Here is a 23,440-nt window from a genome sequence, read left to right on the forward strand (position 1 = left end):
GGAGAAGGGGGTAGAATCACCCCCCTTTTTTGGGCATTGCCTTGTCAACACCGGATATCCATGAAAAAAACACGCGCGTTTTTAAAATGGGCCGGGGGAAAATACTCCCTGGTCGAAGAGATCGCCGAGCGCTTGCCGGCCGGGCGTGTGTTGCTGGAGCCCTTCGTCGGGGCGGGATCCGTGTTCCTCAACACGGATTACGATGCCTATGTGCTCAACGACATCAATCCGGATCTCATCGGTCTCTACAACCATCTCAAGGAGCAGCCTGACCGCTTCATCGCCGAGGCGCGCAAGCTCTTCGTGGCCGAGCACAACCACAAGACCGCCTACTACCGTCTGCGCACCCAGTTCAACCAGGCCGAGGCCGGGTTCGAGCGTGCCCAGTTGTTCCTGTTCCTGAATCGGCACGGTTTCAACGGCTTGTGCCGTTACAACAAGAAAGGCGGGTTCAACGTTCCTTTCGGTTCCTACAAGAAGCCCTACTTCCCGGAGAAGGAGCTGTGGGCCTTCGCCGAGAAGGCGCAGAAGGCGACCTTCATCTGCGAGAGCTATGCCGATGCCATGGCGCGCGCCGAGGAAGACTGGGTGATCTACTGCGATCCCCCCTATGCCCCCCTCTCCACCACGGCGAGTTTCACCACCTACTCGGCGGGCGGCTTTACCCTGGACGATCAGGCCCTGCTGGCCCGGCTGGCACGCCATACCGCCGCCCACAAGGGGGTGCCGGTGCTCATCAGCAACCACGACATCGAACTGACCCGGGAGCTCTATCGCGGGGCCCGGCTCGACGAGATCCTGGTCAAGCGCACCATCAGCCGCAACGGCGGCGGGCGCAACAAGGTGGCCGAGTTGCTGGCGCTCTATCCTCCCGGCATCGAGCCCGAGCAGGGCTATTATCCCGGCGAGGCGGAGCTGGTCGTCGTCGGTTGAGTCATCAACGGTCCCTGCGGGGACCGTTGTCGTATCGGTGGCGCGGGCGGGGATGGGGTTTGTGCGGCAGGGGCGTTGTCTGCCTCATTCGTGGGCCCTGTCTGCCGGCGGCAAGCACGGAGGCCTGTTTCCGTTGTAGATGCGGGTCGTTTTCATCGCCCTTTTGCGATAAAATTGCGCCGTTTTTTCTGCCACGCTGCCAATGGATGACGCTGATGAAAGACTTTCTGATTGCCCCCTCTATCCTCTCCGCCGACTTTGCCCGCCTGGGCGAGGACGTGGCCAAAGTGCTGGCCGCCGGAGCCGACGTGGTTCACTTCGACGTGATGGACAACCATTATGTCCCCAACCTGACCATAGGCCCCATGGTGTGCCAGGCCCTGCGCGACTACGGCATCCAGGCCCCCATCGACGTGCACCTCATGGTCAAGCCGGTGGATCGCATCGTGCCCGACTTCGTCAAGGCGGGTGCCAATCTGATCACCTTCCACCCGGAAGCCTCCGATCACGTGGATCGCACCCTGGGTCTCATCAAGGAGCAGGGCTGCCAGGCCGGTCTGGTGCTGAACCCCGCCACGCCGCTCACCTGCCTCGACTACGTGATGGACAAGCTGGACGTGATCCTGCTGATGTCGGTCAACCCGGGCTTCGGTGGTCAGAGCTTCATCCCCGGTACCCTCGCCAAGCTGCGCCAGGTGCGCCGTCTGATCGACGAGAGCGGCCGCGACATCCGTCTGGAGATCGACGGTGGCGTCAAGGTCGAGAACATCCGCGAGATCGCGGCCGCCGGTGCGGACATGTTCGTGGCGGGCTCCGCCATCTTCGGCAAGCCGGACTACAAGGCGGTGATCGACGAGATGCGGGCGGAGCTGTCCCATGTCCGTTGAGCGTCCCTTTGACCTGGTGCTGTTCGACCTCGACGGCACCCTGATCGACAGCGCTCCCCAGCTGGCGCTGGCGGTCAACCGTACCCTGGCGGATCTGGGTCTGGCCGAGGCCGATGAGGCCGTGGTACGCACCTGGGTCGGCAATGGCGCCGACAAGCTGATCCAGCGCGCGCTGGATTACCGCGAGGCGCCCACGCTGTTTGCCCGCGCCCGCGCCCTGTTTGACCAGCACTACCAGGCCTGCCTGCTGGAAGGGCTGGACATGTATGAGGGGGTCGAGCAGAGCCTGCGTCGCCTGCAGACCCTGGGTTACCAACAGGCCGTGGTGACCAATAAGCCGAGCCACTTCGTGCAGCCCATCCTGGATGCCCTCGGCATCGGCGACTGCTTCGCCCTCTGGCTGGGGGGCAACTGCGTGCCCGTCAAGAAGCCGAGCCCGGAGCCGCTGCTGCACGCCTGCCACGAGCTCGGCGTCAGCCCCTCCCGCACCCTGATGGTGGGGGACTCCGAAAATGACGTGCTGGCCGCCCAGGCTGCCGGCATGAAGGTGGTGGGGCTCACCTATGGCTACAACTATGGCCGTCCCATTGCAGATTCCCGCCCGGACTGGGTTTGCGAGCAGTTTGCACAGCTCGATGCCCTGCTGGCCGAATAACAAGGATCAACACATTCATGGCTAAACCAATCGTATTGAGCGGGGCCCAACCCTCGGGCCAGCTGACCATCGGCAACTACATGGGCGCTCTGCGCCAGTGGGTCAGCATGCAGGACGAGTACGACTGCCTCTACTGCATCGTCGATCTGCACGCCATCACCACCCGCCAGGAGCCCGCCGCCCTGCGCAAGGCCTGCCTCGACGCCGCCGCCCTCTATCTGGCGGTCGGCATCGACCCGGCCAAGAGCACCGTCTTCATCCAGTCCCACGTGCCCCAGCACGCGGAGCTCGGCTGGATCCTGAACTGCTACACCCAGATGGGTGAACTGTCCCGCATGACCCAGTTCAAGGACAAGTCCGCCCGCTTCGAGAACAACGTCAACGTCGGTCTGTTCGGCTATCCGGTGCTGATGGCAGCTGATATCCTGCTCTACCAGGCCAATCAGGTGCCGGTCGGCAACGACCAGAAGCAGCATCTGGAGCTGACCCGCGACATCTGCACCCGCTTCAACAACCTGTACGGCGAGGTGTTCACCCTGCCGGAGCCCTTCATCCCGACCGAAGGGGCCCGGGTGATGAGCCTGCAGGATCCTACCAAGAAGATGTCCAAATCCGACGACAACGAGGCGAACTTCATCGGCCTGCTGGAAGATCCCAAGCAGATCGTCAAGAAGATCAAGCGGGCGATGACCGACTCCGACGAGCCGGCTGTGGTGCGCTTCGATCCCGAGAACAAGCCAGGGGTCTCCAACCTGCTGACCCTGATGTCCGGGGTGACCGGTCGCTCCATCCCCGAGCTCGAGCAGCACTTCGAAGGCAAGATGTACGGCCACCTCAAGAGCGAGACGGCGGATGCCGTGGTCGCCTTGCTGGAGCCCATCCAGGCACGCTTCCGCGAGCTGCGTCAGGATGAGGCTCACCTGCAGGCCATTTTGGCGGCTGGCGCACAAAAGGCACGGGAAAGGGCTGAAAAAACCCTGGCCAGTGTATATGATGTCGTCGGCTTCGTTCCTCGAGCCTGACATACTGGGAAGGTGTAGTCGTAGAGAGCCGGGTATTTGCCTGGCTTTCTTTGTTTTACCCGTCCCCCGGTCTGTCGGTACATTTTTCAGCGTCACACACGGGCGATCGCCCCAAGAGAAAGCATGTCTGTCGAATCACATATCCTGATTGAAGAGCTGGGTGACAAGGGCCACTGGCTGCGCAAGTTTCGCAAGGCCAAGAACCTCAACACCCTGCAGCTGATGGTCTCCAACGCCATCGACAAGCACCACAAGACCCCGGCCATCGCGGCAGCCATCTACCTGGCCGAGTGCCAGCGCGAGCGCGAGCTGGAGCAGGGACGCCTGCTGGACCGTTGAGGTCTGCCTGACCGAGCATCCTCCGTGGCGGGCGTCTCTCCCCGCCGCTCAGTTTTCTGCCTTATCCTCTTCCGTGTGCCGTGTGCCGTGTGCCGTGTGCATGCGCCAGCGCCCGTCCATATTCCCTGCCTGTTCTCTCTTACTGCCAGCACCATCATGAAAAAACCGGGTGCATGGTGCACCCGGTTGATTTCCGATCTGGGTCGGCGACACCTCGCCGCCGTGCCGTGCTCTGGCGTCAGTTGACCAGTCCCATCGCCTGGGGCAGTGCCATGGAGATGGCTGGCACATAGGTGACCAGCAGCAGCACCAGCGCGATGACCGCAAAGAAGGGCAGCAGCGGCTTGATGACCCCCTCAATCTTGATCTCCCCTATCTTGCAGCCAGTGAACAGGATGGGGCCGACCGGTGGCGTGATGGTGCCGAGGGAGAGGTTGAAGATCATCATGATGCCGAACTGCACCGGATCCATGCCGAACTGGGTGCAGATTGGCAGGAATATAGGGGTGAAGATCAGCACCGCCGGGGTCGGGTCCATGAAGGTGCCCACCAGCAGCAGCACCAGGTTCATGATGAGCAGGATGAGCAGGAAGCTGTCGGTGAAGGAGAGCAGGCCCGAGGCGATCAGCGCCGGGATCTTGGTGAAGGCCATCACCCAGGACATGATGGAGGAAGCCGCCAGCATCAGGATCACGATGGCCGTCATCTTGGCGGTCGCGAGGAAGATGGCGGGCAGGTCGGCCGCCTTGATGTTGCGGTAGCAGATGCCCAGGGCCAGGGAGTAGACCACGGCGATGGCAGACGCTTCGGTGGCGGTAAAGATCCCGCCCAGAATGCCGCCGATGACCACCACTATCATCATCAGGCTGGGCACCGCATCCAGCAGCAACTTGAGGTGCTGCCCCTTGAGAGAGCCCTTGTCTGCCACGTAGCCGCGGCGCTTGGCGATGAAGCCGGCCACCAGCATGACGCCCAGACCCCACAGGATGCCGGGAATGTAGCCCCCCATGAACAGGGCGGTAATGGAGACGCTGCCTGCCACTGTGGCATAGACGATCAGCGAGTTGCTGGGGGGGATCAGCATGCCGGTCGGGGCCGAGGCGATGTTCACCGCGGCGCTGAAGGCGGGGTCGTAGTTATCCTTCTTCTGGATCGGGGACATGATGCCGCCGATGGCCGCCGCGGAGGCGACGCCGGAACCGCTGATGGATCCGAACAGCATGTTGGCCACCACGTTGGTCTGGGCCAGGGGACCGGGCAGGAAGTTGCTGAGGATCTTGGCGCAGTTGATCAGGCGGATGGCGATGCCGCCGTTGTTCATCAGGTTGCCGGCCAGGATGAAGAAGGGAATGGCCAGCAGGGCGAAGGAGTCCAGACCGACGAAGACCCGCTGGGCCGAGGTCAGGATGGCGCCGTCAAACGGCAGGATCAGGGCCATCGCCAGGAAGGAGGAGAGCCCGATGCTGATACTGATGGGGGCGCCGATGAACAGCAGGAAAAAGGCACCGATGAACATCACCAGCGCAACAACAACCGCAATATCCATGGTTACACCTTTTGCTTGAAGGAGAATTGCTTGGCCAACCCGTACTGGTTGTACAGGCAATAGAAGAGGGTCAGCGCGCCGCACAGGGGGATGGCGGCATAGATGACCCCGACGGGGATCTGCAGCGCGGAGTCGAGCTGCCCCATCTGGCGATTCATGCCGATGTAGCCGCCCACCGTCAGGACCAGCAGGGCAAAGGCCGCGGTGGCCAGCTCGCCGAGCATCTCCATCAGGATGCGGACATTGTGAGGCATGCGATCGCGCATGAAGGTGATGGCCATGTGCTCGCGCAGGCCGAAGACATAGGCGCTCCCGATCAGCACCAGCCAGATGAAGAGGTAGCGGGAGAGCACTTCGCTCACGGCGCTCGGGCTGTTGAACAGATAGCGGGTCACGACCTGGTAGGTGACCAGCACCGTCATCACCCCCACGAGGGCGATGCAGAAATAGGCGACGGCGAGATCCACCCTCTGCTTGAACCTGGCCAGGGCGGCGCAGAAACCGCCCTGAAGGGGGAGCTCATGAGGTGCAGGGTGAGAAGCCGATGGGCGAGGGGATGTCATGATGGATCCTTATAGGAGGGGCCACCATGGCAGCCCCTGACAGCAGCAGGCATCAGTTGGCTAATGCGCGGATCTTGGTGAAGATGTCTTTCTGCTCCGGGGTGGTCAGCAGGGTCTCTTGCAGCGGCTTGCAGCGCGCCTGGAAGGGGGTGATGTCCACTTCGGTGAAGGTGGCCCCCTGGCTGGTGGCGGTCTGCTTGGCCGTTTCCAGCGCCTGGGCGAAGAGGTCGAACTCGGTCGCCGTACTCTCCTTGGCCAGCTTGCGGAAGGTGGCCTGATCGGCGGCATCCATCTGTTCCAGGAAGTTCTCGTTGACCACCAGCAGATCGGCCACCATCACGTGACGGGTGTAGGAGAAGTGGGGGGCCACTTCGTACTGCTTCAGGTCGGCGTAGGTGATCTCGTTGTTTTCAGCCCCGTCCAGTACCCCTTGCTGGATGGCGGAGTAGACTTCTCCCTGACCCATGGGCACGCCGGTGCCACCCATGCAACCCAGCATCTTGACCATGGTGTCGGACTGCATGACGCGGATCTTCTTCCCTTTCATGTCTTCGGGCGTCTGGATGGGGGCACCCTTGACGTACATGCTGCGGGCGCCGGCGGTATAGGCGGTCAGCACCTCGAAGCCGTTGCCCTTGGTGGAGCTGAACAGGGCGCTCAGGGTATCGCCGGTAAACACTCTGCGCTGGTGCTCCGGGTTGTCATAGATGTAGGGCATGGCGAGGACGGAGAAGTTCTTGTTGAAGTTCTCGACCAGGGGGTTGGCGACCACCGCCAGCTGGATGGCGCCGGACTGCACCAGCTCCAGGGCGGCACGCTGATCACCCAGCAGCTCGTTCGGGTGGATCTCCAGCTTGTACTTGCCGCCGGTGGCGGCTTCCAGTTTCTGGCTGAAGTCTTCGAGCGCCTTGAACTGGGGGTTGTGTTCGGACTGGTTGAACGCCGTCTTCAAGATCACGGGACCAGCAGCCTTGCTGTCTTCACCACATCCCGCCAGCAGCAGACTCGCGGCGACCACTGTGCCAATCAGAGACAACTTGGGCAGAGCATTCATTGTACGCATGTGTGACCCCTTCTGGGTTTGGTTATTTTGATGATGCTCATGCTACGCGAATCCGGCGCCATTTCAGTGATCAAACTCAAGTTAATGAAATGGCGTTCCGGATTTGTGGAAATCAAAAATCAAAATTTGTGATTGCAGATTGCTGCCGGGATTGAAGGGCGATTCATTTGGGCTTTAGATGTCATTTCTCGGGGGAGAAAAAGGGGAGCCTGGGCTCCCAAGGGACAACGGAAAGGGGGAGAAACTGCGGTGAGGGGAGGCCGGCTGACCGGCGTTTGGCTCTGGGCGGTCGGGAAAACCGAACGCCCCTAGAACTTGGGAGCAGAGAGGCGCCTCACTGGGTGGCGAGCCATTCCTTGCAGATCTTGAACACGACCTTGCGGATCCTGGCCGGGGCGCCGACCTGGCAGGTGGGCCTGTGTACCTCGCCGGGGTAGAAGACGGCGAAGTCGCCGGCCGCCAGCTGCAGTCGGCTGGTGATCGCCGGGTTGTCCAAAAAGATAAGGTCTGGACGGGTCTCCTGATAGGCGTGGGGGGAGGAAACGGTGGGACTGAGGGCGATCCCCTCCTGCCCGGACAGCACTATCTGGATATCCAGGTAGCGGTCGTGAAATTCGCTCCTCAGATTCGCCTCCTCGTCCGTGGTGGGGGTGGAGACGAGATAGAAGACGGCGTCGTCGATGACCTCGTGCCTGCCTTCCTCCTGCTGCTGCAGGCGCTGCAGGGAGAGCTCGGGACGGGAGAGGAGCCGCAGCAGGGCGGGGGGCAGCATGGCGATGTCGAGCTGCTTCAGGTTGCCAACGATCATGGGCAATGTCCTTGGGTGGGGCCATCGCCGTGGCGGGGATGGCATCGGGAACGGAAAAGGTGGGCCCGTTGCGGCGGGCCCGACCGGGATCAGAGGGCCATCATGGCCTGCTTGGTGAGGGCACCAATCTTGTCCCATTCACGGTTGTCGATGAGGTTGGCGGGCACCATCCAGGTGCCGCCGCAGGCGAAGACCGCGGGCAGGGCGAGGTAGTCCTTCACGTTGCTCGGGCTGATGCCGCCGGTGGGCATGAAGGAGACCGGGTAGACGGCGCTCATGGCCTTGAGCATGCCGAGCCCGCCGGAGGATTCCGCCGGGAAGAACTTGAGGGTGTTCAACCCGAGTTCCATGGCCTGCTCGACCAGGCTGGGATTGTTGACGCCGGGGATGATGGTCGCCCCGCGGGCCTGGCAGTATTGCACGATGCGCGGGTTGAGCCCCGGACTCACGATGAAGTCGGCGCCCGCCTCGATGGCCTGGTCGACCTGGGCCGTGGTCAGCACGGTGCCGGCACCGATCAGCATCTGGGGGAAGGCCTGGCGCATGCGGCGAATGGCCTCGGCGGCGGCCGGGGTGCGGAAGGTGATCTCGGCGCTGGGCATGCCGTTCTCCATCAGGGTGCGGCCGAGGGCGACGGCGTCGTCGGCGTCCTGGATGGCGATGACGGGAATGACTTTCAGCAGGGCGAGTTGTTCAAGCAGTGTGGACATGGGAAACCTCGTTGGAGTGTTGGTCTGTCGTGACGGATTGCGGCATGGCTGCCAGGGGGATGATGGCGCCCCGATGTTGAATGACGGTGCTGGCAAGTTGATGGGCGTAGCGGGCCGACTCGGCCACGGGTTGCCCGGCCAGCCGGGTGGCGAGATAACCGGCGCTGAAGGAGTCGCCGGCCGCGGTCGTGTCGATCACGCGCGCCTTGGGCAGGGCCACGGCCGGCACCTCGCAGCGCTCCGCATGGCGGACGATGAGGCAGGGCTCGGCGCCGCGCTTGATGACGATCTCGTCCACGCCAAGAGCCCGGGTCCGGGCCAGGCACTGGTCTTCATCGCTGTCGCCCCAGAGCGCCACGTCGTCATCCAGGGTCAGGAAGGCGAGATCGGTCAGGGCCAGCATGGCGCCATAGGTCTGCTGCGCGGCTTCCCGGCTCTCCCACAGGCGCGGGCGATAGTTGTTGTCAAAGGCGATCCTGACGCCGGTGGCGCGGCAGTCGGCCAGCAGCCGCAGCAGGGTCAGCCTGTCATCCGGTGACAGGATGGCGAGGCTGATCCCGCTCAGGTAGATGTAGTCCACATCGTGCAACTGCTGGCAGATGGCGACGGCTTGCGGGGTCTGCAGCCAGTAGCGTGCCGCCGCATCGCTGCGCCAGTAGTGGAAGGTGCGCTCCCCCCTGTCATCGGTTTCGATGAGGTAGAGGCCCGGCAGCTTGTGGTCGAGGCGCTGCACCAGAGCGGTGTGCACCCCCTCCTGCTGCCACTGCGCGAGCATGGCCTCGCTCATGGGATCGGTGCCGAGGGCGCTGACATAGTGCACCGAGACCTGTGGATTGGCCCGCGCCAGGTAGACGGCGGTGTTGAGGGTATCCCCTCCGAAATGGCGCACGATGCCTGCCTGGTTTTCCGACAGCTCGATCATGCACTCGCCGATGACGGCGACCTTGACTGACATAACTCCTCCCGCGTAATCCGCGTTGGTGACCTGGCCATTTTATTTAATGGTGCTTCAATAAAAAACTATTGAAACGTAATTTCATTAAATTTGTGACGTTGGTCTTGTGTCTGGCGGGAGAGAGGTTTTCTAGGGGGAGGCGAGGCGGTGGGAGGAGCGGGATGCGGTGGGACCCTGCGTGAGCAAGACCACATTCTCTACCTATAAATGATGGATTTGGCTGGATAATTGTCAGCATCCCTATGATGCCAGGTTCATTTTAAATACAATGAAACGGCCAACCATTTTTTTGGAAATGAATCATGTCGATGATAGACAACTCACCAGAATCGGTGTCATCGGTACTCAAGGTATTCGGCATACTGCAGGCGCTGGGGGAACAAAAAGAGATCGGGGTGACCGAGCTCTCCCAGCGGATCATGATGTCCAAGAGCACCGTCTACCGCTTCTTGCAGACCATGAAGACCCTGGGGTACGTCTCCCAGGAGGGGGAGACGGACAAGTATGCCCTCAGCCTGAAGCTGTTCGAGCTCGGTGCCAAGGCGCTGGAGCACCAGGATCTGGTGCAGATTGCCGACGAGCAGATGTACCGTCTCGGCAAGCAGACCAAAGAGACCCTGCACCTGGGGATGCTGGACGAAGACAGCATCGTCTACCTGCACAAGATCGACTCCGAATACAACCTGCGGATGTACTCCCGCATCGGCCGTCGCCGCCCGCTCTACAGCACCGGCCTTGGCAAGGTGATGATGGCCTGGTTGCCGGAGACCGAGGTGCGCGCCATGCTGGCGGGCGTCACCTTCGAGCGCTTCACCGAGCACACCCTGGCGGACGTCGATGCCCTGCTGGTGGAGCTGGCCCAGGTGCGCGAGCAAGGCTATGCGGAAGACAGGGAAGAGATGGAACACGGTCTGCGCTGCTTTGCGGTGCCCATTTACAGCCGTATGGGGCGGATCATCGCGGGGCTTTCCCTGTCCCTGCCCTTGGTGCGCTTCCACGAGGAGGACAAGGCCTCTCTGGTGGCCCAGCTGCATGAGGCGGCGGCCAGGATCTCTGCCGGTCTCGGCTTCCACGACTACCCCTTCGGCCATCGCGGCTGAAGCGGCTTCATCGCAATGCAAAAGAGCAGGCTCCGGCCTGCTCTTTTTGTTTCTGCCCCGGCATCGGGCCCTGGTACTTATCCCCGGGCGTCCTGGGGAGTGGTCTTGTAGAGCCGGAAGATGGTGTGGCTGTTGATGACGAAGAAGATGCTCTCCTGCAGGATGCCGCCGATGGAGCCCGCCCAGATATTGTGGGTCAACCAGCAGACGGTGCTGCACAGCATGCACAGCCTCATGGCGACGCCGTTCAGGCGAAACAGGGCATAGGTGCTGAGGGTCGTGCCGATCAGGGTGAATATCTGGGCCGGGTGGCCAATCTGGGGAATGACCAGCAACCAGGCCAGCGCCAGAAACAGCACCATGACACCGAGGCCGCGGTAGTAACCGGACACCCAGTTGCGCACCGCACAGAGCAGGCAGTTGATGGCGGCCACCGAGGATCCCAGCAGCAGAAAGTGCAGCCCCATCAGGGTGCCATTGAGGGTGAGGTGGAGCCGAAGCTTGCTGTCCTGGCGCTGCATGAACGCCGTGGCACCCACCAGGCAGGCCAGCAGGCCGATCCCCTGGGCAAACCAGAGACTGTCGAGGAACATGGTGTCTTCCTGTCAGAGCAACGACAAAAGGCGCCGGGTGGCGCCTTGTCTATGAAGCGGGGATCAACGGGCCAGCCAGCCACCGTCCACGGCGACGGTGTAGCCGTTGATGTAGTCCGAGGCGGAGGAGGCCAGGAATACCACGGGGCCCATCATGTCGTCCGGCACACCCCAGCGACCCGCCGGGATCCGCTCCAGGATGGCGGCGTTGCGGTCATCGTCGGCACGCAGGGCGGCGGTGTTGTTGGTGGCCATGTAGCCGGGGGCGATGGCGTTGACGTTGATGCCCTTGCTCGCCCACTCGTTGGCCAGCAGGCGGGTGATGCCCATGACGCCGCTCTTGGAGGCGGTGTAGGAGGGCACCCGGATGCCACCCTGGTAGGAGAGCATGGAGGCGATGTTGACGATTTTGCCACCCTCGCCCTGGGCCATGAACTGCCTGGCCACCGCCTGGGACATGAAGAAGACGCTCTTGATGTTGATGTTCATCACGTCGTCCCAGTCCTTCTCGCTGAAGTTGATGGCGTCTTCCCGGCGGATGATGCCGGCGTTGTTCACCAGCACGTCGACACGACCGAAGTGGGAGACCGCCTGATCCACCAGCGCCGGCAGGGTGTCCACCTTGCTGACATCCGCCTTCAGGCTCAGGAAGCGGCGACCGATGGCCTCGACCTTGGCGATGGTGTCGGTGGGCTCGACGATGTTGATGCCGACGATGTCACAACCCGCCTCGGCGAGTCCCAGAGCCATGCCCTGGCCCAGACCGGTGTCGCAACCGGTGACGATGGCGACCTTACCTTTCAGATCGAATGCATTGAGAATCATGTTGTTACCTCTAAGCCACAGGAGGGCGTGGGATTAAGTGTCTCGCAGGAGCCGCCTGGGCGGCTCGCGAGGGGGAAGCCGGTCAGCGCAGGTCCTGGACGGCGACATGGTCCATGTCACCGAATACCTGGTTCTCGCCCACCATTCCCCAGATGAAGGTGTAGGCCTGGGTGCCGACGCCGGAGTGAATGGACCAGCTCGGGGAGATGACGGCCTGTTCGTTGTGCACCAGCAGGTGACGGGTCTCGTCCGGCTTGCCCATCATGTGGAAGACGGCGGCGTCTTCCTTCATGTTGAAGTAGAAGTAGACCTCCATGCGGCGCTCGTGGGTGTGGCAGGGCATGGTGTTCCACAGGCTGCCCTCTTCGAGCTGGGTCATGCCCATGACGAGCTGGCAGGTCGGCAGCACGTCCGGCACCAGGTACTTGTAGATGGTGCGACGGTTGCTGGTGGCCGCATCCCCCAGGGTGGCCGGAGAGGCCTGATCCTGGGTGACCTTGCGGGTCGGGTAGCGGGTGTGGGCCGGGGCGCTGTTGTAGTAGAACTTGGCCGGCTGGGCGGTATCCACGCTGGCGAAGCTCAGCTCGCGGGCGCCCTGGCCGACGTAGAGGGCCTCGGCCCTGCCCACTTCATAGGTTGTGCCATCCACCACCACCAGGCCGGGGCCGCCGATGTTGATGAGGCCGAGCTCGCGCCGCTCCAGGAAATAGGTGACCCCGAACGCCTTGCCGAGCTCGTCGGAGAAGGTGAGCGGTGCATCGAGGGGCATGATGCCGCCGAACACGATGCGATCGATGTGGCTGTAGGTCATGGTCAGCTGGTTCGGGGTGAAGATCTCCTCCACCAGAAACTCACGGCGCAGGCCCTGGGTGTCGAGCTGTTTGGCGTGATCGCTGTGGATGCTTTGACGAGTTTGCATGTTGAACCTCAGTGCCTGGCCGCAAGCGGCATGGATGACGATATGTCGGGGAATCCTGTCGTTGAAGGCACGATAGCAAAATGAAAAACTGCGATCAAATTAAAATGAAACTTCGTTTTATGTTTTTGCGATGAAGGTTGCAGTTTTGAATTTCAAGGGGGCGTCTCTCAGTTCACGACGGAATGCGGGCCGGCTCGTCGCCGATCCTTGTCAGGCGGCTGCGCCTCGCCCCATCGTCGCCACAGGGAGGTACCTGACCGGGACGAGGTGTGGCCATCATGACAAGGAAGAGGAGGGGCGATCCCGGCCGCAGGGGGCCGGCCACCCAGGGCGGCCCTGTCGGCGGTTATCGGGCCGCAGGCGTTTATTAACCGGGGCAGACGTGCCAGAATGCGCGGCGTTTGTCTGCCGACGCTCGCAATGGGCTGTCCGATCACCGTCTCTGTTTACTCCCAGGGTTTTTGCATGCTGCTACTCATCGACAACTACGACTCCTTTACCTGGAACCTGGTGCAATATTTTGGTGCCCTGGGGCAGGAGGTGCTGGTGAAGCGCAACGACGAGCTGAGCCTGGAGGAGATAGCCCGGCTTGCTCCCCGCCATCTGGTGATCTCCCCCGGCCCCTGCACGCCGAACGAGGCGGGCATTTCACTGGCGGCCATCTCCCGTTTTGCCGGCGAGATCCCCATTCTCGGCGTCTGCCTCGGCCACCAGTCCCTGGCCCAGGCGTTCGGCGCCCGGGTGGTGCGTGCCCGCCAGGTGATGCACGGCAAGACTTCTCTCATCCGCCATCGGGGGGAGGGGGTGTTCAGGGGGCTCAACAACCCGCTGCGGGTGACCCGCTACCACTCTCTGGTGGTGGAGGCGCAGACGTTGCCGGATTGTTTCGAGGTCACCGCCTGGAGCGAGCACGCCGATGGCAGTCGGGACGAGATCATGGGGCTGCGACATAAAACACTGGCGCTGGAAGGGGTTCAGTTCCATCCGGAGAGCATCCTGAGCGAGCAGGGCCACCAGCTATTGGCCAATTTTTTGGCCGTTTCCTGAAAAAATTGTGACGTGCGCCTCAAAACCGAGATGAGGCGAAAAAAATTTTCCCTGACACTTTATTCACCCTCCTCCCTGTCCAAATTATCTCTTGCCAACACCCCCTGAGCCGTTATGCAATGCGGTTGCCTAAAATCTCACGGGCAATCGAACAATGTTCCTCATAGGCGGTCAAGTTACAGACTTTTTACTTTTTTTCTGTGATAATTCCGCCACGTTTACACGGATTTAACTTTTGGGCGGTGGATTATTCTGCCGCGGGATAGCAGGAGAGCAATATGTCAGAGTTGTTGGCAGTGACACGTGAAGTGTTTGATGAAGTGATGGTTCCCAACTATGCACCGGCCAAGATCATTCCGGTCCGCGGCGAGGGATCACGTGTCTGGGATCAGGAAGGCCGCGAGTATGTCGACTTCGCGGGCGGGATCGCGGTCAATGGCCTGGGCCATTGCCATCCCAAGCTGGTCGAAGCCCTGAAAACCCAGGGTGAGAAGCTGTGGCACCTCTCCAATGTGATGACCAACGAGCCGGCCCTGCGTCTGGCCAAGAAGCTGGTCGCCGCCACCTTCGCCGAGAAGGTCTATTTCTGCAACTCCGGTGCCGAAGCGAACGAAGCCGCCCTCAAGCTGGCCCGCCGCTACGCCATCGAGAAGTTCGGGGCCCACAAGACCCAGATCATCGCCTTCCACCAGGGCTTCCACGGCCGTACCTTCTTCACCGTCAGCGTCGGCGGTCAGGCAGCCTACTCCGATGGCTTCGGTCCGAAGCCCGCCGACATCACCCACGTGACCTACAACAACTTGGAAGAGCTGGCCTCCGTCATCTCCGACAATACCTGTGCCGTGGTGATGGAGCCGCTGCAGGGGGAAGGTGGCATCATTCGTCCCACCGACGAGTTTGCCCGTGGCGTGCGCGAGCTGTGCACCAAGCACAACGCCCTGCTGATCTATGACGAAGTGCAGTCCGGTGTCGGCCGTACCGGCGAGCTCTATGCCTATATGGGTCTGGGCGTCACGCCGGACATCCTCACCAGCGCCAAGGCGCTGGGCGGCGGCTTCCCCATCGGCGCCATGCTGACCACCACCGAGATCGCGGCTCACCTGAAGGTGGGTACTCACGGCTCTACCTACGGCGGCAACCCGCTGGCTTGCGCCGTGGCCGAAGCGGTGCTGGACGTGGTCAACACCCCGGAAGTGCTGAGCGGCATCAAGCAGCGCGAGCAGCTGTTCCGCCAGGGTCTGGAAGCCATCAACGCCAAGTACCACTGCTTCAGCGAAGTGCGCGGCCAGGGTCTGCTGCTGGGCGCCGTGCTGAACGATGATTTCAAGGGCCGCTCCCGCGACTTCCTGCTGGCCTCCGTCGATCAGGGCCTGCTGGCGCTGGTAGCGGGCACCAACGTGGTGCGCTTCACACCGTCCCTGGTGATCCCGGAAGCGGACATCAAGGAAGGTCTGGCCCGGTTCGAGAAAGCAGTCGCCCAGGTGGTCAACGCCTGAGGCTAGTTGAGGTGGGGAACCCGCCCGGCAGGAGCCGGGCCCCCACCTGTCGTCAATGAAAGGGAGTTGTCATTTATGTTGGTTATCCGTCCTATCGAGCAGCGCGACTTCGCCGGCCTCAAAACCTGTGCCATCGAATCCGGCACCGGCATGACTTCACTGCCGGTCAACGATGAGTTGCTGCAACGCAAGATCGATGCCTCGACCCAGACCTTCCTGGACAAACCGGCCGGCAAGGGAGATTGTCTCTACTTCTTCGTGGCCGAGGATCTGGAAACGGGCGAGATGGTCGGCACCTGCGCCATCGACGCCGCCGTCGGCCTGTCCCAACCGTTCTACAACTATCACATCGGCAAGGTGGTGCACTCGTCACCCAAGCTCGGCATCTACAACGTGGTGGAGACACTCACCCTCTCCAACGACTACACCGGCAATTCCGAGCTCTGCACCCTGTTCCTGCGTGAATGTGCCCGCGAGGGGCTCAATGGCCGCCTGCTTTCCAAGCATCGTTTCCTGTTCATGGCCGAGCACCCCGAGCTGTTTGACAGTACCGTCTTTGCCGAGATGCGTGGCGTCTCCGATGGCAACGGTCACAGCCCCTTCTACGAGTGGCTGCAAAAGCATTTCTTCTCGATGGATTTCCCCACCGTCGACTATCTGACCGGCATCGGCAAGAAGCGCTTCATCGCCGAACTGATGCCCAAGTACCCCATTTACGTGAACCTGCTGAGCAACGAGGCGCGCGCCGTCATCGGCCAGACCCATGAAAAGACCCGTCCGGCCATCAAGATGCTGCAGGACGAAGGCTTCGTGAACCGCGGCTATGTCGACATCTTCGATGCCGGCCCCACCGTCGAGTGCGAGGTGAAGAACATTCGCAGCGTGCGCCGCAGCCAGAAGCTGGCGGTGCTGGTGGGCGAGCCCATCGGCGGCCACACCTACCTCATCTGCAACGCCAGGTTCGAACAGTACCGTGCCTGCTACGGCAACATCCGGGTCGATCTGGACAAGCACGAAGCCATCATTCCGCCCAAGATGGCGGCCGCCCTCAAGGTGGAAAATGGCGACATGGTACGGGTCGTCGATCTGGAATAACGGGTAAATCCGCATTGAGACAGGCTGCCGAGGCGGCCTGTGCACCACAGGGAGTGAATTGATGATGTCTTTAGTCCAGTTTATCGATGGCCAGTGGCTGGCCGGTGAAGGCAAGCCGTTCGAATCAAAAGATCCGGCCAAGAATCAGGTGATCTGGCACGGGGAAGCCGCCAGCCAGACCCAGGTCGATGCCGCCGTCAAGGCCGCCCGCAGCGCCTTCTACCATTGGTCCGATCTGGCCCTCGAGGAGCGTCTGGCCATCGTGCGCCGCTACGCCGACCTGCTCGGCGAGCACAAGGAGGCGCTGGCCCTGACCATCGCTCGCGAAACCGGCAAGCCCCTGTGGGAGACCCGCACCGAGGTCGCCGCCATGCAGGGCAAGATCGCCATTTCCATCCGCGCCCATGACGAGCGCACCGGCACGGTCGAGAACCCCATGCCGGGCGCCAAGGCGTTCGTGCGCCACAAGCCCCACGGCGTGGTCGCCGTGTTCGGCCCCTACAACTTCCCGGGCCACCTGCCCAACGGTCACATCGTTCCGGCGCTGATCGCCGGCAATACCGTGGTGTTCAAACCCTCCGAGCTGACCCCCATGGTCGCCGAGACCATGGTCAAGGTGTGGCAGGAGGCGGGGCTGCCCAAGGGCGTGCTCAACCTGGTGCAAGGGGAAGTGGACACCGGCAAGGCGCTGGCCGGCAATCCGGACATCGACGGCCTCTTCTTCACCGGCTCGTCCCGCACCGGCCACTTCCTGCACCAGCAGTTTGCCGGTCAGCCGGGCAAGATCCTGGCCCTGGAGATGGGCGGCAACAACCCCCTCATCGTCAAGGACGTGAGCGACATCGACGGTGCCGTGCACGCCATCGTGCAATCCGCCTTCATCACCTCGGGCCAGCGCTGCACCTGTTCCCGTCGCCTGTTCGTCGAGCGCGGCGAGCGGGGCGATGCCCTGGTCAAGCGGCTGGTGGACGTGGTCGGCCAGATCAAGGTCGGTCTCTATGATGCCGCCGAGCAACCCTTCATGGGCGCCATGATCAGCGAGCGCGCAGCGCTGGGCATGGTCGAGGCCCAGGCCAACCTGCTGCGCCTCGGTGGCCAGAGCCTGCTCACCCTCAAGCACCTGGAAGCGGGCACCGGCTTCGTCTCCCCGGGCATCATCGACGTGACCGCGGTCAAGGCGCTGCCGGACGAAGAGTACTTCGGCCCGCTGCTGCAGCTCATTCGCTACGACGACTTCGACGCCGCCATCGACCAGGGCAATGCCACCAGCTTCGGCCTCTCGGCCGGCCTGCTCGGTGACAACGAGGCGGACTGGAACCACTTCTTCAAGCGGATCCGCGCCGGCATCGTCAACTGGAACAAGCCCATCACGGGCGCCTCCAGTGCCGCGCCGTTCGGCGGCATCGGGGCCTCCGGCAACCACAGGGCGAGCGCCTACTACGCCGCCGACTACTGTGCCTACCCGGTTGCCTCCGTCGAAGACAGCAAGGCCGCCATGCCGGAGCAGCTGTCTCCCGGCCTGACCTTCTGATAACAAGAAAATAAAAGAGGGGCACCCAGAGGTGCCCCTGTCTGTACCCGCAATCAAAGGAAAGAGAGATGCAAAAGGATATCGATACCCTGTTTGGCCATCTGTGGGACAACTACATTCGGGTCACCCCCAGTGCCCACAAGGTACATCAACTGCTTGGGGGCGGCGCGCCCATCATCAACGATCACGTGGCATTCCGGACCTACAATCTGCCCAAGCTCGGTCTCGAGAAGCTGGCGGCCCACTTCCGTGCCCTGGGGTACGAGGAGAAGGGGGAGTACGTGTTCAAGGCCAAGAAGCTCTATGCCAAGCACTTCGAGCACGCTGACCCGGACGCTCCCAAGGTGTTCATCAGCGAGCTGAAGGTGGAAGAGCTCTCCGAGACGGCCCAGGCCATCATCCACAAATTGGTGGATCAGGTGCCGGAGCACCTGACCGATACCGCCGCCTTCCTCTATGCCGGCGCGCCCTGGCAGGTCTCCCACTCCGACTACCAGACCCTGCTGGCGGAGAGCGAGTACGCGGCCTGGATGGCGGCCTGGGGCTACCGTGCCAACCACTTCACCGTCAACATCAACCGCCTGGCTGACTTCGACACCATCGAGCAGGTCAACGCCGCGCTCAAGGCGGCGGGCTTCGTGCTCAACACCGTTGGCGGCGAGGTGAAGGGGGATCCCGAGGTGATGCTGGAACAATCCTCCACCATGGCGGACAAGGCCGAGGTGGCCTTCAGCGACGGCGTGCGCGCCATCCCGAGCTGCTTCTACGAATTCGCCCTGCGCTACCCCCAGGCAGACGGCGTGCTCTACCCGGGCTTCGTCGAGGCCTCTGCCGACAAGATCTTCGAATCCACCAACGCCATGTGATGGCTGCCGTGAGCAAAACGCCCCGCCCGGGGCGTTTTTTTATGGATTTTCGCCGGCCTGACACGATCTTTACCTCCCCTTGACCCATCAGCCCGCGGCGAGCCGCTAGCATGATGCCGCCCGCTGCCGTGGGCCATCGCCGCACCGTGCCGGCGTATGCCACCCGTTTTGGAGTCATGTCATGAAGATTGTTCTGCCCTTGCTGCTATCCCTCACCACCCTGACCGCCGCCGCGGGCGATCAGGGCAGCCGTACCCCGCCCAAGCCCCCGCGCGAGATGTCGGCCGAGATGAAGGCGGCGTTCGATAGCTGCAAGGAGCATGGCAAACCGGGGGAGTCGGAGTTTGACAACTGCATGTCAGATCTGGGGGTTGAGCGGCCGGATGGCCCGGCCCCGACGGGTGGAAAAGAAGGGGAACCTGAGGCCGAGTAAGCTGGTGCGGACCCGCCGGTCAGGCCGGGCCCGCGTCAGTCATACCCGTTGCAGCGCGCCTTCGGTGGCCAGCAAGGTGGTCATGCCCGCGGCCTTGCCCGCCTGAATGCCGATCCGGGTGTCTTCGAACACCAGGCAGTTGGCCGGGTTGGCGCCGAGCAGCTCGGCCACCCTGAGGAAGGTATCGGGATGTGGCTTGTGGTTGTCGACGTCGTCGGCGCTCACCAGCACGGGAATGAAGGCGTCGAGCCCGGTCTGGCGCAAGATGTGCGCCGCATGCTCCCGGGATGAACCCGTGCCTATGCCCATGGGCACCTTGCCGTGGTACTGCCTGACCAGATCCCACATGGCGGGAAACACCCGGACGTCGTCAATCCGTGCCAGATAGAGGGCGACCTTGCGTTGGGCGAAGGCCTCCACGTCGATCTCCAGCCTGTGCTGCTCTGCCAGCATGGCCACTATCTTGCGGGTGGGGATGCCGCCGTACTCGTTGAGCTGCACCCGATCGAACGGCAGACCGAATTCGGCGCTGGTCGCCTCCCAGGCATCCAGGTGCAGGGGCATGGAGTCCACCAGGGTGCCATCCATGTCGAAGATCAGGGCGTCGTAGTCTGCGCATTGAGCGCGTTCAAACGGCGCGTGTTCTGGCTGCGAGTGTTCAAGCGGGGCATGTTCGGGCATGGGGCGTCCTCTGTGGCAAAGGCCCACCCTACCAGATCCGGGCCGCAGATGCCGCATCCCAGGTCACGATAGGCTGCGGTGCGGGCCTGAGGCCCATTTGACCAGGGCGCTCGCGTTCACTTGGCTTTGGCTGTCGCGGCACAGGGCGCAGCCTTCAGCGCCGAGCATCCTGGCGCGCCAGGGCCCCTTGCCCCTGCTGGCGTTCGGCCTGGGCGTCCAGCTCCTTGCCGAGGAAGTAGTTCAGGAAGGTGCGGATCACTGCGATGATGGCGAGGCGGACCAGCTCCTCCTTGCTCGGCGCCACCGTGGTGGCCAGGATGTCGGCGGCGAGCTGGAACTCCAGCGCCAGGATGAGCCAGCTGCCGAAACAGAGCCGGATGCGGGGGAAGCCGGGCTCGTGATCCCGCCCCCGCACCGCCAGCCAGAGGGTCTTGCCGAGCCCCATCACTACGCAGGCGATGGAGATGAGCTCCAGCAGCAGCTGGAACAGCTCGACCCCGTGCATCATGCCCTCTCGCAGGCTCACTATCTCAAGCACTCGGGTCACCTCCCTGTTTCAAAAGAGGACACTATTAACACATCGCTCGGCAAAGACCAAATCCGGCTCAGGCAAGCAGTTTGAATTCAATGACATAGAGTGGCGGCAGGGTGGGGTAGATATCGCGGATGACCTGTTTGAGCTCAGGGAGGGTCATGTTCTCCTGGCGGGCGTGCTCGTCGTTCAGATCCTCGAAGGCGACGGCCTTGACGGAGATCACTTCGATGGTGCCAAAGGGCTGGTGCTCCGGGTTGGTGAACAGCGCCAGGCGCTGGCCGGGCTGCCAGTTTGCCTCGCTCTCGTCGCGGATGGTGATGGTCTTGCGGCCGGCCTGGATGTCGGCGACGAAGCGGCTGAAGAAGGTGAACTCGGGGTAGTGTGAAACAGACATGTTTGATGCAGGCATGGGGACTCCTATGGTGAATGAAGGTCAAAGATCGAGATAGGTACGCAGCCTGGCCAGATCGGCGATGATAGGGCCGTCGGGGCCATCGGCGACGATGCCCTGTTCGATCAGCTCCTTGAGGGCGCGCCGGTAGACCCGCTCCGTGGTGCCGAAGCGCGCCGCCTCGTGGGCCCGCTTGCGCGAGCCGAGCATGGGGGTGCGCTGGCGTTCGCGCCACAGCTCGAAGGCGATGTTGTAGGCGATGGGGTGCAGCAACCGGCTGGTGGTGATGTCCAGGGTATCCAGGTAGTCGCTGGCGAGCGCCGCGGCGAAGAAGAGGGTCAGCTCGGGCTCGGCCAGCAGCCGTTTGGCCAGCTTGTCGGCGCAGATGACGGCGGCGTCCAGCTCGGTCTCGGCCACCACGCTCCACTGCACCGGGGTGGCGCTGAAGAACTCCATCTCGCCGAAGATCTGGCGCTGGCACTCGATTTCGCCGAGCTGAAACAGCCGCCCGGAGTGCACCGCACTGTTGAGGGAGACGCGTCCCTGCGCCACCAGATAGAGGTGCTCGCACTGCTCCCCCTGGCGCATGATGGGGTCGCCCGGCAGGTAGCGGCGCGAATAGAGGGTGCAGGCCGCCAGCGCCACGGCAAAGCGCGGCTCGAGTGCGGCAAGCTCGGCGTGAAAGCGACCGAGGGGATAGGGCTGTTGCTGCATGGGGAAGGCCCGACTTGACGAGGGCCATGAGGCTAACAAGGGCGGGGGCGGGATGCCAGCATCGGCGCCCCCGAATGTGCCGGGCTTAACGTTTTGCCGGGGCCGCAACGTGCCCCGGCAGACCCGGCTATTGCGTCAGGGCGTGGAGGGCGGCGGCGATGGCCAGCCGCTCGCCGACCATCATGGCGGCTTCGCTGGCGGCGTAGTCGCTCACCCCCTCTTGCACATCCTGCTCGAAGGCCACCACGTTGCAGAGCACGGCGGCCACCCGCACCTTGCGCAGGCGCCCCACGGCGAGCAGGGAGGCAGTCTCCATGTCTGCCCCCAGCACCCCCCGCTGGTGCCAGTAACGACACACCGCCTGCTCGTCATCCCGGTAGAAGCTGTCGTGGGAGCGCACCAGACCGTGCCAGTGGGGATGCTCGCTGGCGGCGAGATGGGCGAGCAGGGCGGCCTGCAGGCGGATGTCGGCGCAGGCGGGGTACTCAGGCGGCAAATAGGCCTGCGATGCGCCTTCGCTGCGCACCGCCCCCTCCACCACGATAAGATCCCCCAGCGCGATCTCATGCTGCAGGGCGCCGGCGGAGCCGACCCGGATGAGGATACGGGCTCCCGCCTGGACCAGCTCCTCCAGCGCGATGACGGCGGAGGCGCCGCCGATGCCTGTGCTGCACACCGTAATGGGCAGCCCCTGATGGCGGCCGTTGATGAGGCGAAACTCCCGGTGCTGGCCCAGCACGTCACACTCATCGAGCTGGCCGGCGATGCGGTCGACCCGGGCCGGGTCGCCGCACAGCACCACCCGCTCGGCGATCTGATCCGGGCGGCATTGCAGATGGGGCAGCAGGCTCATGCGATCACTTCCTGTTGCGGACGTTTGGCGCTGACCATCCACAGGCGAGTGCCGTTGGCGGCGATGAACAGCAGGATCAGGTACTCCAGGGACATGGCATAGACCCCCTGGGCGGCATAGACGCCGATGCTGATGATGTTGATGACCACCCAGAGGATCCAGTTCTCCACGTACTTGCGGGTCATCAGGATCTGGGCCACCACGGAGAGCACCGTCATGCTGGCATCCCAGAAGGGGAAGGCATCGGGGGAGGGCTCGGGCGTGGCAAGATTGGCGCCAAACAGGTTGAGCAGGGTGACGGCAGTGCGCGCCAGGGCGGCGAATACCGGGTCGATGTAGAGGGTCAGCAGGGCGATGGCCAGCACGCTCACGGCGGCGGTGGCGACGAGTTTGGACTTGCTGAGCCAGCGGATCTGCAGAATATCCCCCTGGGCGTTGGCCGGACGGGTCCAGGCGTACCAGCCATAGAGGTTGGCGCAGAAGAAGAACAGCTGCAGCAGCAACAGGCCGTAGAGCTGGATCTGGAAGAAGATGATGGCGAACAGGCTGACGTTGATGAGACCGAACAGGTAGTTGATGGTCTTCTCCTGGCTGGCGCACCAGATGCAGGCCAGCCCGAACAGGGTGCCGATGGCCTCGATCCACGACATGGCGTAGCCACCGCCCAGGGGGATGGTCACCAGGGTGTGATTGATGCTGAACCACTCGAATATGCTCATTTTCGATTCCTTTGAAAATTGGGGGCGTGAACCGGGCGTATTCTAGGGGTGACGCGAGGGCGTTTGCAGGACTTTTGTCCGCCCCGGGCCGAGCCATCTCAAAGAATGAGCAAAGAGAAGGGCAACTTTAGGCCCCCGATGACACCCTGATATGCGATGAT

Annotated in this window: 27 protein-coding genes; 12 read left to right on the forward strand and 15 right to left on the reverse strand. The window is 62.9% G+C overall.

Translation table 11 applies throughout. From position 1 onward, the window contains the following. Positions 1–60: 60 nt before the first annotated feature. The 5 genes from J9885_RS16925 to J9885_RS16945 all read left to right on the forward strand — a co-directional run bounded on the left by J9885_RS16925 (position 61) and on the right by J9885_RS16945 (position 3,836). A complete protein-coding gene (locus tag J9885_RS16925; protein WP_043762112.1) occupies positions 61–933 on the forward strand; it encodes a Dam family site-specific DNA-(adenine-N6)-methyltransferase in 873 nt (290 codons plus the stop codon). 215 nt (positions 934–1,148) lie between these two features. Further along, on the forward strand, positions 1,149–1,820 hold the full coding sequence (gene rpe / locus J9885_RS16930; RefSeq protein ID WP_210550144.1) for a ribulose-phosphate 3-epimerase: 672 nt from the start codon (positions 1,149–1,151) through the stop codon (positions 1,818–1,820). Beyond that, a complete protein-coding gene (locus tag J9885_RS16935; RefSeq protein ID WP_210550145.1) occupies positions 1,810–2,475 on the forward strand; it encodes a phosphoglycolate phosphatase in 666 nt (221 codons plus the stop codon). Before rpe ends, J9885_RS16935 begins: the two co-directional genes overlap by 11 nt. A 17-nt stretch (positions 2,476–2,492) precedes the next feature. Continuing rightward, positions 2,493–3,497 carry a tryptophan--tRNA ligase gene (gene trpS, locus J9885_RS16940; RefSeq protein ID WP_210550146.1) on the forward strand — a complete coding sequence of 335 codons (1,005 nt, stop codon included), beginning with the start codon at positions 2,493–2,495 and terminating at the stop codon, positions 3,495–3,497. 123 nt (positions 3,498–3,620) lie between these two features. Next, on the forward strand, positions 3,621–3,836 hold the full coding sequence (locus tag J9885_RS16945) for a hypothetical protein (RefSeq protein ID WP_210550147.1): 216 nt from the start codon (positions 3,621–3,623) through the stop codon (positions 3,834–3,836). 238 nt (positions 3,837–4,074) lie between these two features. Here the strand turns inward: J9885_RS16945 and J9885_RS16950 are convergent, their stop codons facing one another. The 6 genes from J9885_RS16950 to J9885_RS16975 all read right to left on the reverse strand — a co-directional run bounded on the left by J9885_RS16950 (position 4,075) and on the right by J9885_RS16975 (position 9,481). After that, positions 4,075–5,382 (reverse strand): TRAP transporter large permease, encoded by a 1,308-nt coding sequence (locus tag J9885_RS16950; RefSeq protein ID WP_043762104.1) that lies wholly within the window; start codon positions 5,380–5,382, stop codon positions 4,075–4,077. Between the two features lie 2 nt (positions 5,383–5,384). After that, positions 5,385–5,945, reverse strand: a complete 561-nt coding sequence (locus J9885_RS16955) for a TRAP transporter small permease (RefSeq protein WP_210550148.1) — start codon at positions 5,943–5,945, stop codon at positions 5,385–5,387. 52 nt (positions 5,946–5,997) lie between these two features. Next, the gene (locus J9885_RS16960; protein ID WP_134697124.1) at positions 5,998–7,008 is read right to left on the reverse strand and encodes a TRAP transporter substrate-binding protein; all 1,011 of its coding nucleotides are present in this window, start codon (positions 7,006–7,008) and stop codon (positions 5,998–6,000) included. Positions 7,009–7,342: 334 nt separating this feature from the next. After that, entirely contained in the window at positions 7,343–7,816 is a 474-nt protein-coding gene (locus J9885_RS16965) for a YhcH/YjgK/YiaL family protein (RefSeq protein ID WP_210550149.1), read from the reverse strand. 89 nt (positions 7,817–7,905) lie between these two features. Continuing rightward, positions 7,906–8,526: a bifunctional 4-hydroxy-2-oxoglutarate aldolase/2-dehydro-3-deoxy-phosphogluconate aldolase gene (locus J9885_RS16970; protein ID WP_043762099.1), complete on the reverse strand. Its 621-nt coding sequence runs from the start codon at positions 8,524–8,526 to the stop codon at positions 7,906–7,908. After that, positions 8,510–9,481 (reverse strand): sugar kinase, encoded by a 972-nt coding sequence (locus J9885_RS16975; RefSeq protein ID WP_210550150.1) that lies wholly within the window; start codon positions 9,479–9,481, stop codon positions 8,510–8,512. The genes J9885_RS16970 and J9885_RS16975 overlap by 17 nt, the downstream gene beginning before the upstream one ends. A 308-nt stretch (positions 9,482–9,789) precedes the next feature. On the opposite strand from J9885_RS16975, the gene kdgR reads away from it, so the two are divergent. Then, the gene (gene kdgR / locus J9885_RS16980) at positions 9,790–10,581 is read left to right on the forward strand and encodes a DNA-binding transcriptional regulator KdgR (RefSeq protein WP_152552636.1); all 792 of its coding nucleotides are present in this window, start codon (positions 9,790–9,792) and stop codon (positions 10,579–10,581) included. Positions 10,582–10,658: 77 nt separating this feature from the next. Here the strand turns inward: kdgR and J9885_RS16985 are convergent, their stop codons facing one another. The 3 genes from J9885_RS16985 to kduI form a co-directional block, all read right to left on the reverse strand. Further along, positions 10,659–11,174: a YgjV family protein gene (locus J9885_RS16985; protein ID WP_210550151.1), complete on the reverse strand. Its 516-nt coding sequence runs from the start codon at positions 11,172–11,174 to the stop codon at positions 10,659–10,661. A gap of 63 nt (positions 11,175–11,237) precedes the next feature. Next, positions 11,238–11,999 carry a 2-dehydro-3-deoxy-D-gluconate 5-dehydrogenase KduD gene (gene kduD, locus J9885_RS16990; RefSeq protein WP_043762093.1) on the reverse strand — a complete coding sequence of 254 codons (762 nt, stop codon included), beginning with the start codon at positions 11,997–11,999 and terminating at the stop codon, positions 11,238–11,240. Between the two features lie 82 nt (positions 12,000–12,081). Then, positions 12,082–12,918: a 5-dehydro-4-deoxy-D-glucuronate isomerase gene (gene kduI / locus J9885_RS16995; RefSeq protein ID WP_210550152.1), complete on the reverse strand. Its 837-nt coding sequence runs from the start codon at positions 12,916–12,918 to the stop codon at positions 12,082–12,084. A gap of 465 nt (positions 12,919–13,383) precedes the next feature. Here kduI and J9885_RS17000 point away from each other — a divergent pair, with 465 nt between their 5' ends. From J9885_RS17000 to J9885_RS17025, 6 genes are all read left to right on the forward strand, one after another. Beyond that, positions 13,384–13,965: an aminodeoxychorismate synthase component II gene (locus J9885_RS17000; protein WP_210550153.1), complete on the forward strand. Its 582-nt coding sequence runs from the start codon at positions 13,384–13,386 to the stop codon at positions 13,963–13,965. Between the two features lie 278 nt (positions 13,966–14,243). Continuing rightward, positions 14,244–15,461: an aspartate aminotransferase family protein gene (locus J9885_RS17005; RefSeq protein ID WP_134697130.1), complete on the forward strand. Its 1,218-nt coding sequence runs from the start codon at positions 14,244–14,246 to the stop codon at positions 15,459–15,461. Positions 15,462–15,536: 75 nt separating this feature from the next. Then, entirely contained in the window at positions 15,537–16,556 is a 1,020-nt protein-coding gene (gene astA / locus J9885_RS17010; protein WP_042078978.1) for an arginine N-succinyltransferase, read from the forward strand. Between the two features lie 61 nt (positions 16,557–16,617). After that, on the forward strand, positions 16,618–18,087 hold the full coding sequence (astD, locus tag J9885_RS17015; protein WP_210550154.1) for a succinylglutamate-semialdehyde dehydrogenase: 1,470 nt from the start codon (positions 16,618–16,620) through the stop codon (positions 18,085–18,087). A 68-nt stretch (positions 18,088–18,155) separates the two neighbouring features. Beyond that, complete coding sequence (locus J9885_RS17020) at positions 18,156–18,953, forward strand: DUF1338 domain-containing protein (RefSeq protein WP_043762087.1); 798 nt, start codon at positions 18,156–18,158, stop codon at positions 18,951–18,953. A 181-nt stretch (positions 18,954–19,134) separates the two neighbouring features. Continuing rightward, positions 19,135–19,386: a hypothetical protein gene (locus tag J9885_RS17025; protein ID WP_210550155.1), complete on the forward strand. Its 252-nt coding sequence runs from the start codon at positions 19,135–19,137 to the stop codon at positions 19,384–19,386. Between the two features lie 39 nt (positions 19,387–19,425). Here the strand turns inward: J9885_RS17025 and J9885_RS17030 are convergent, their stop codons facing one another. The 6 genes from J9885_RS17030 to pnuC form a co-directional block, all read right to left on the reverse strand. Next, complete coding sequence (locus J9885_RS17030) at positions 19,426–20,067, reverse strand: beta-phosphoglucomutase family hydrolase (protein WP_210550156.1); 642 nt, start codon at positions 20,065–20,067, stop codon at positions 19,426–19,428. A gap of 154 nt (positions 20,068–20,221) precedes the next feature. After that, the gene (locus J9885_RS17035; RefSeq protein WP_210550157.1) at positions 20,222–20,605 is read right to left on the reverse strand and encodes a DUF1622 domain-containing protein; all 384 of its coding nucleotides are present in this window, start codon (positions 20,603–20,605) and stop codon (positions 20,222–20,224) included. A gap of 67 nt (positions 20,606–20,672) precedes the next feature. Further along, a complete protein-coding gene (gene yqfB / locus J9885_RS17040; protein WP_210550448.1) occupies positions 20,673–20,996 on the reverse strand; it encodes a N(4)-acetylcytidine aminohydrolase in 324 nt (107 codons plus the stop codon). Positions 20,997–21,035: 39 nt separating this feature from the next. Further along, entirely contained in the window at positions 21,036–21,707 is a 672-nt protein-coding gene (locus tag J9885_RS17045) for a Crp/Fnr family transcriptional regulator (protein ID WP_210550158.1), read from the reverse strand. Between the two features lie 127 nt (positions 21,708–21,834). Further along, positions 21,835–22,560, reverse strand: coding sequence for a nucleoside phosphorylase (locus J9885_RS17050; protein WP_210550159.1), 726 nt, complete (start codon positions 22,558–22,560; stop codon positions 21,835–21,837). After that, positions 22,557–23,279, reverse strand: coding sequence for a nicotinamide riboside transporter PnuC (pnuC, locus tag J9885_RS17055; protein WP_210550160.1), 723 nt, complete (start codon positions 23,277–23,279; stop codon positions 22,557–22,559). The genes J9885_RS17050 and pnuC overlap by 4 nt, the downstream gene beginning before the upstream one ends. Positions 23,280–23,440 lie beyond the last annotated feature (161 nt).

It is taken from the genome of Aeromonas sp. SrichE-2G, assembly GCF_017939565.1.
GTDB classification, from domain to species: domain Bacteria; phylum Pseudomonadota; class Gammaproteobacteria; order Enterobacterales; family Aeromonadaceae; genus Aeromonas; species Aeromonas taiwanensis.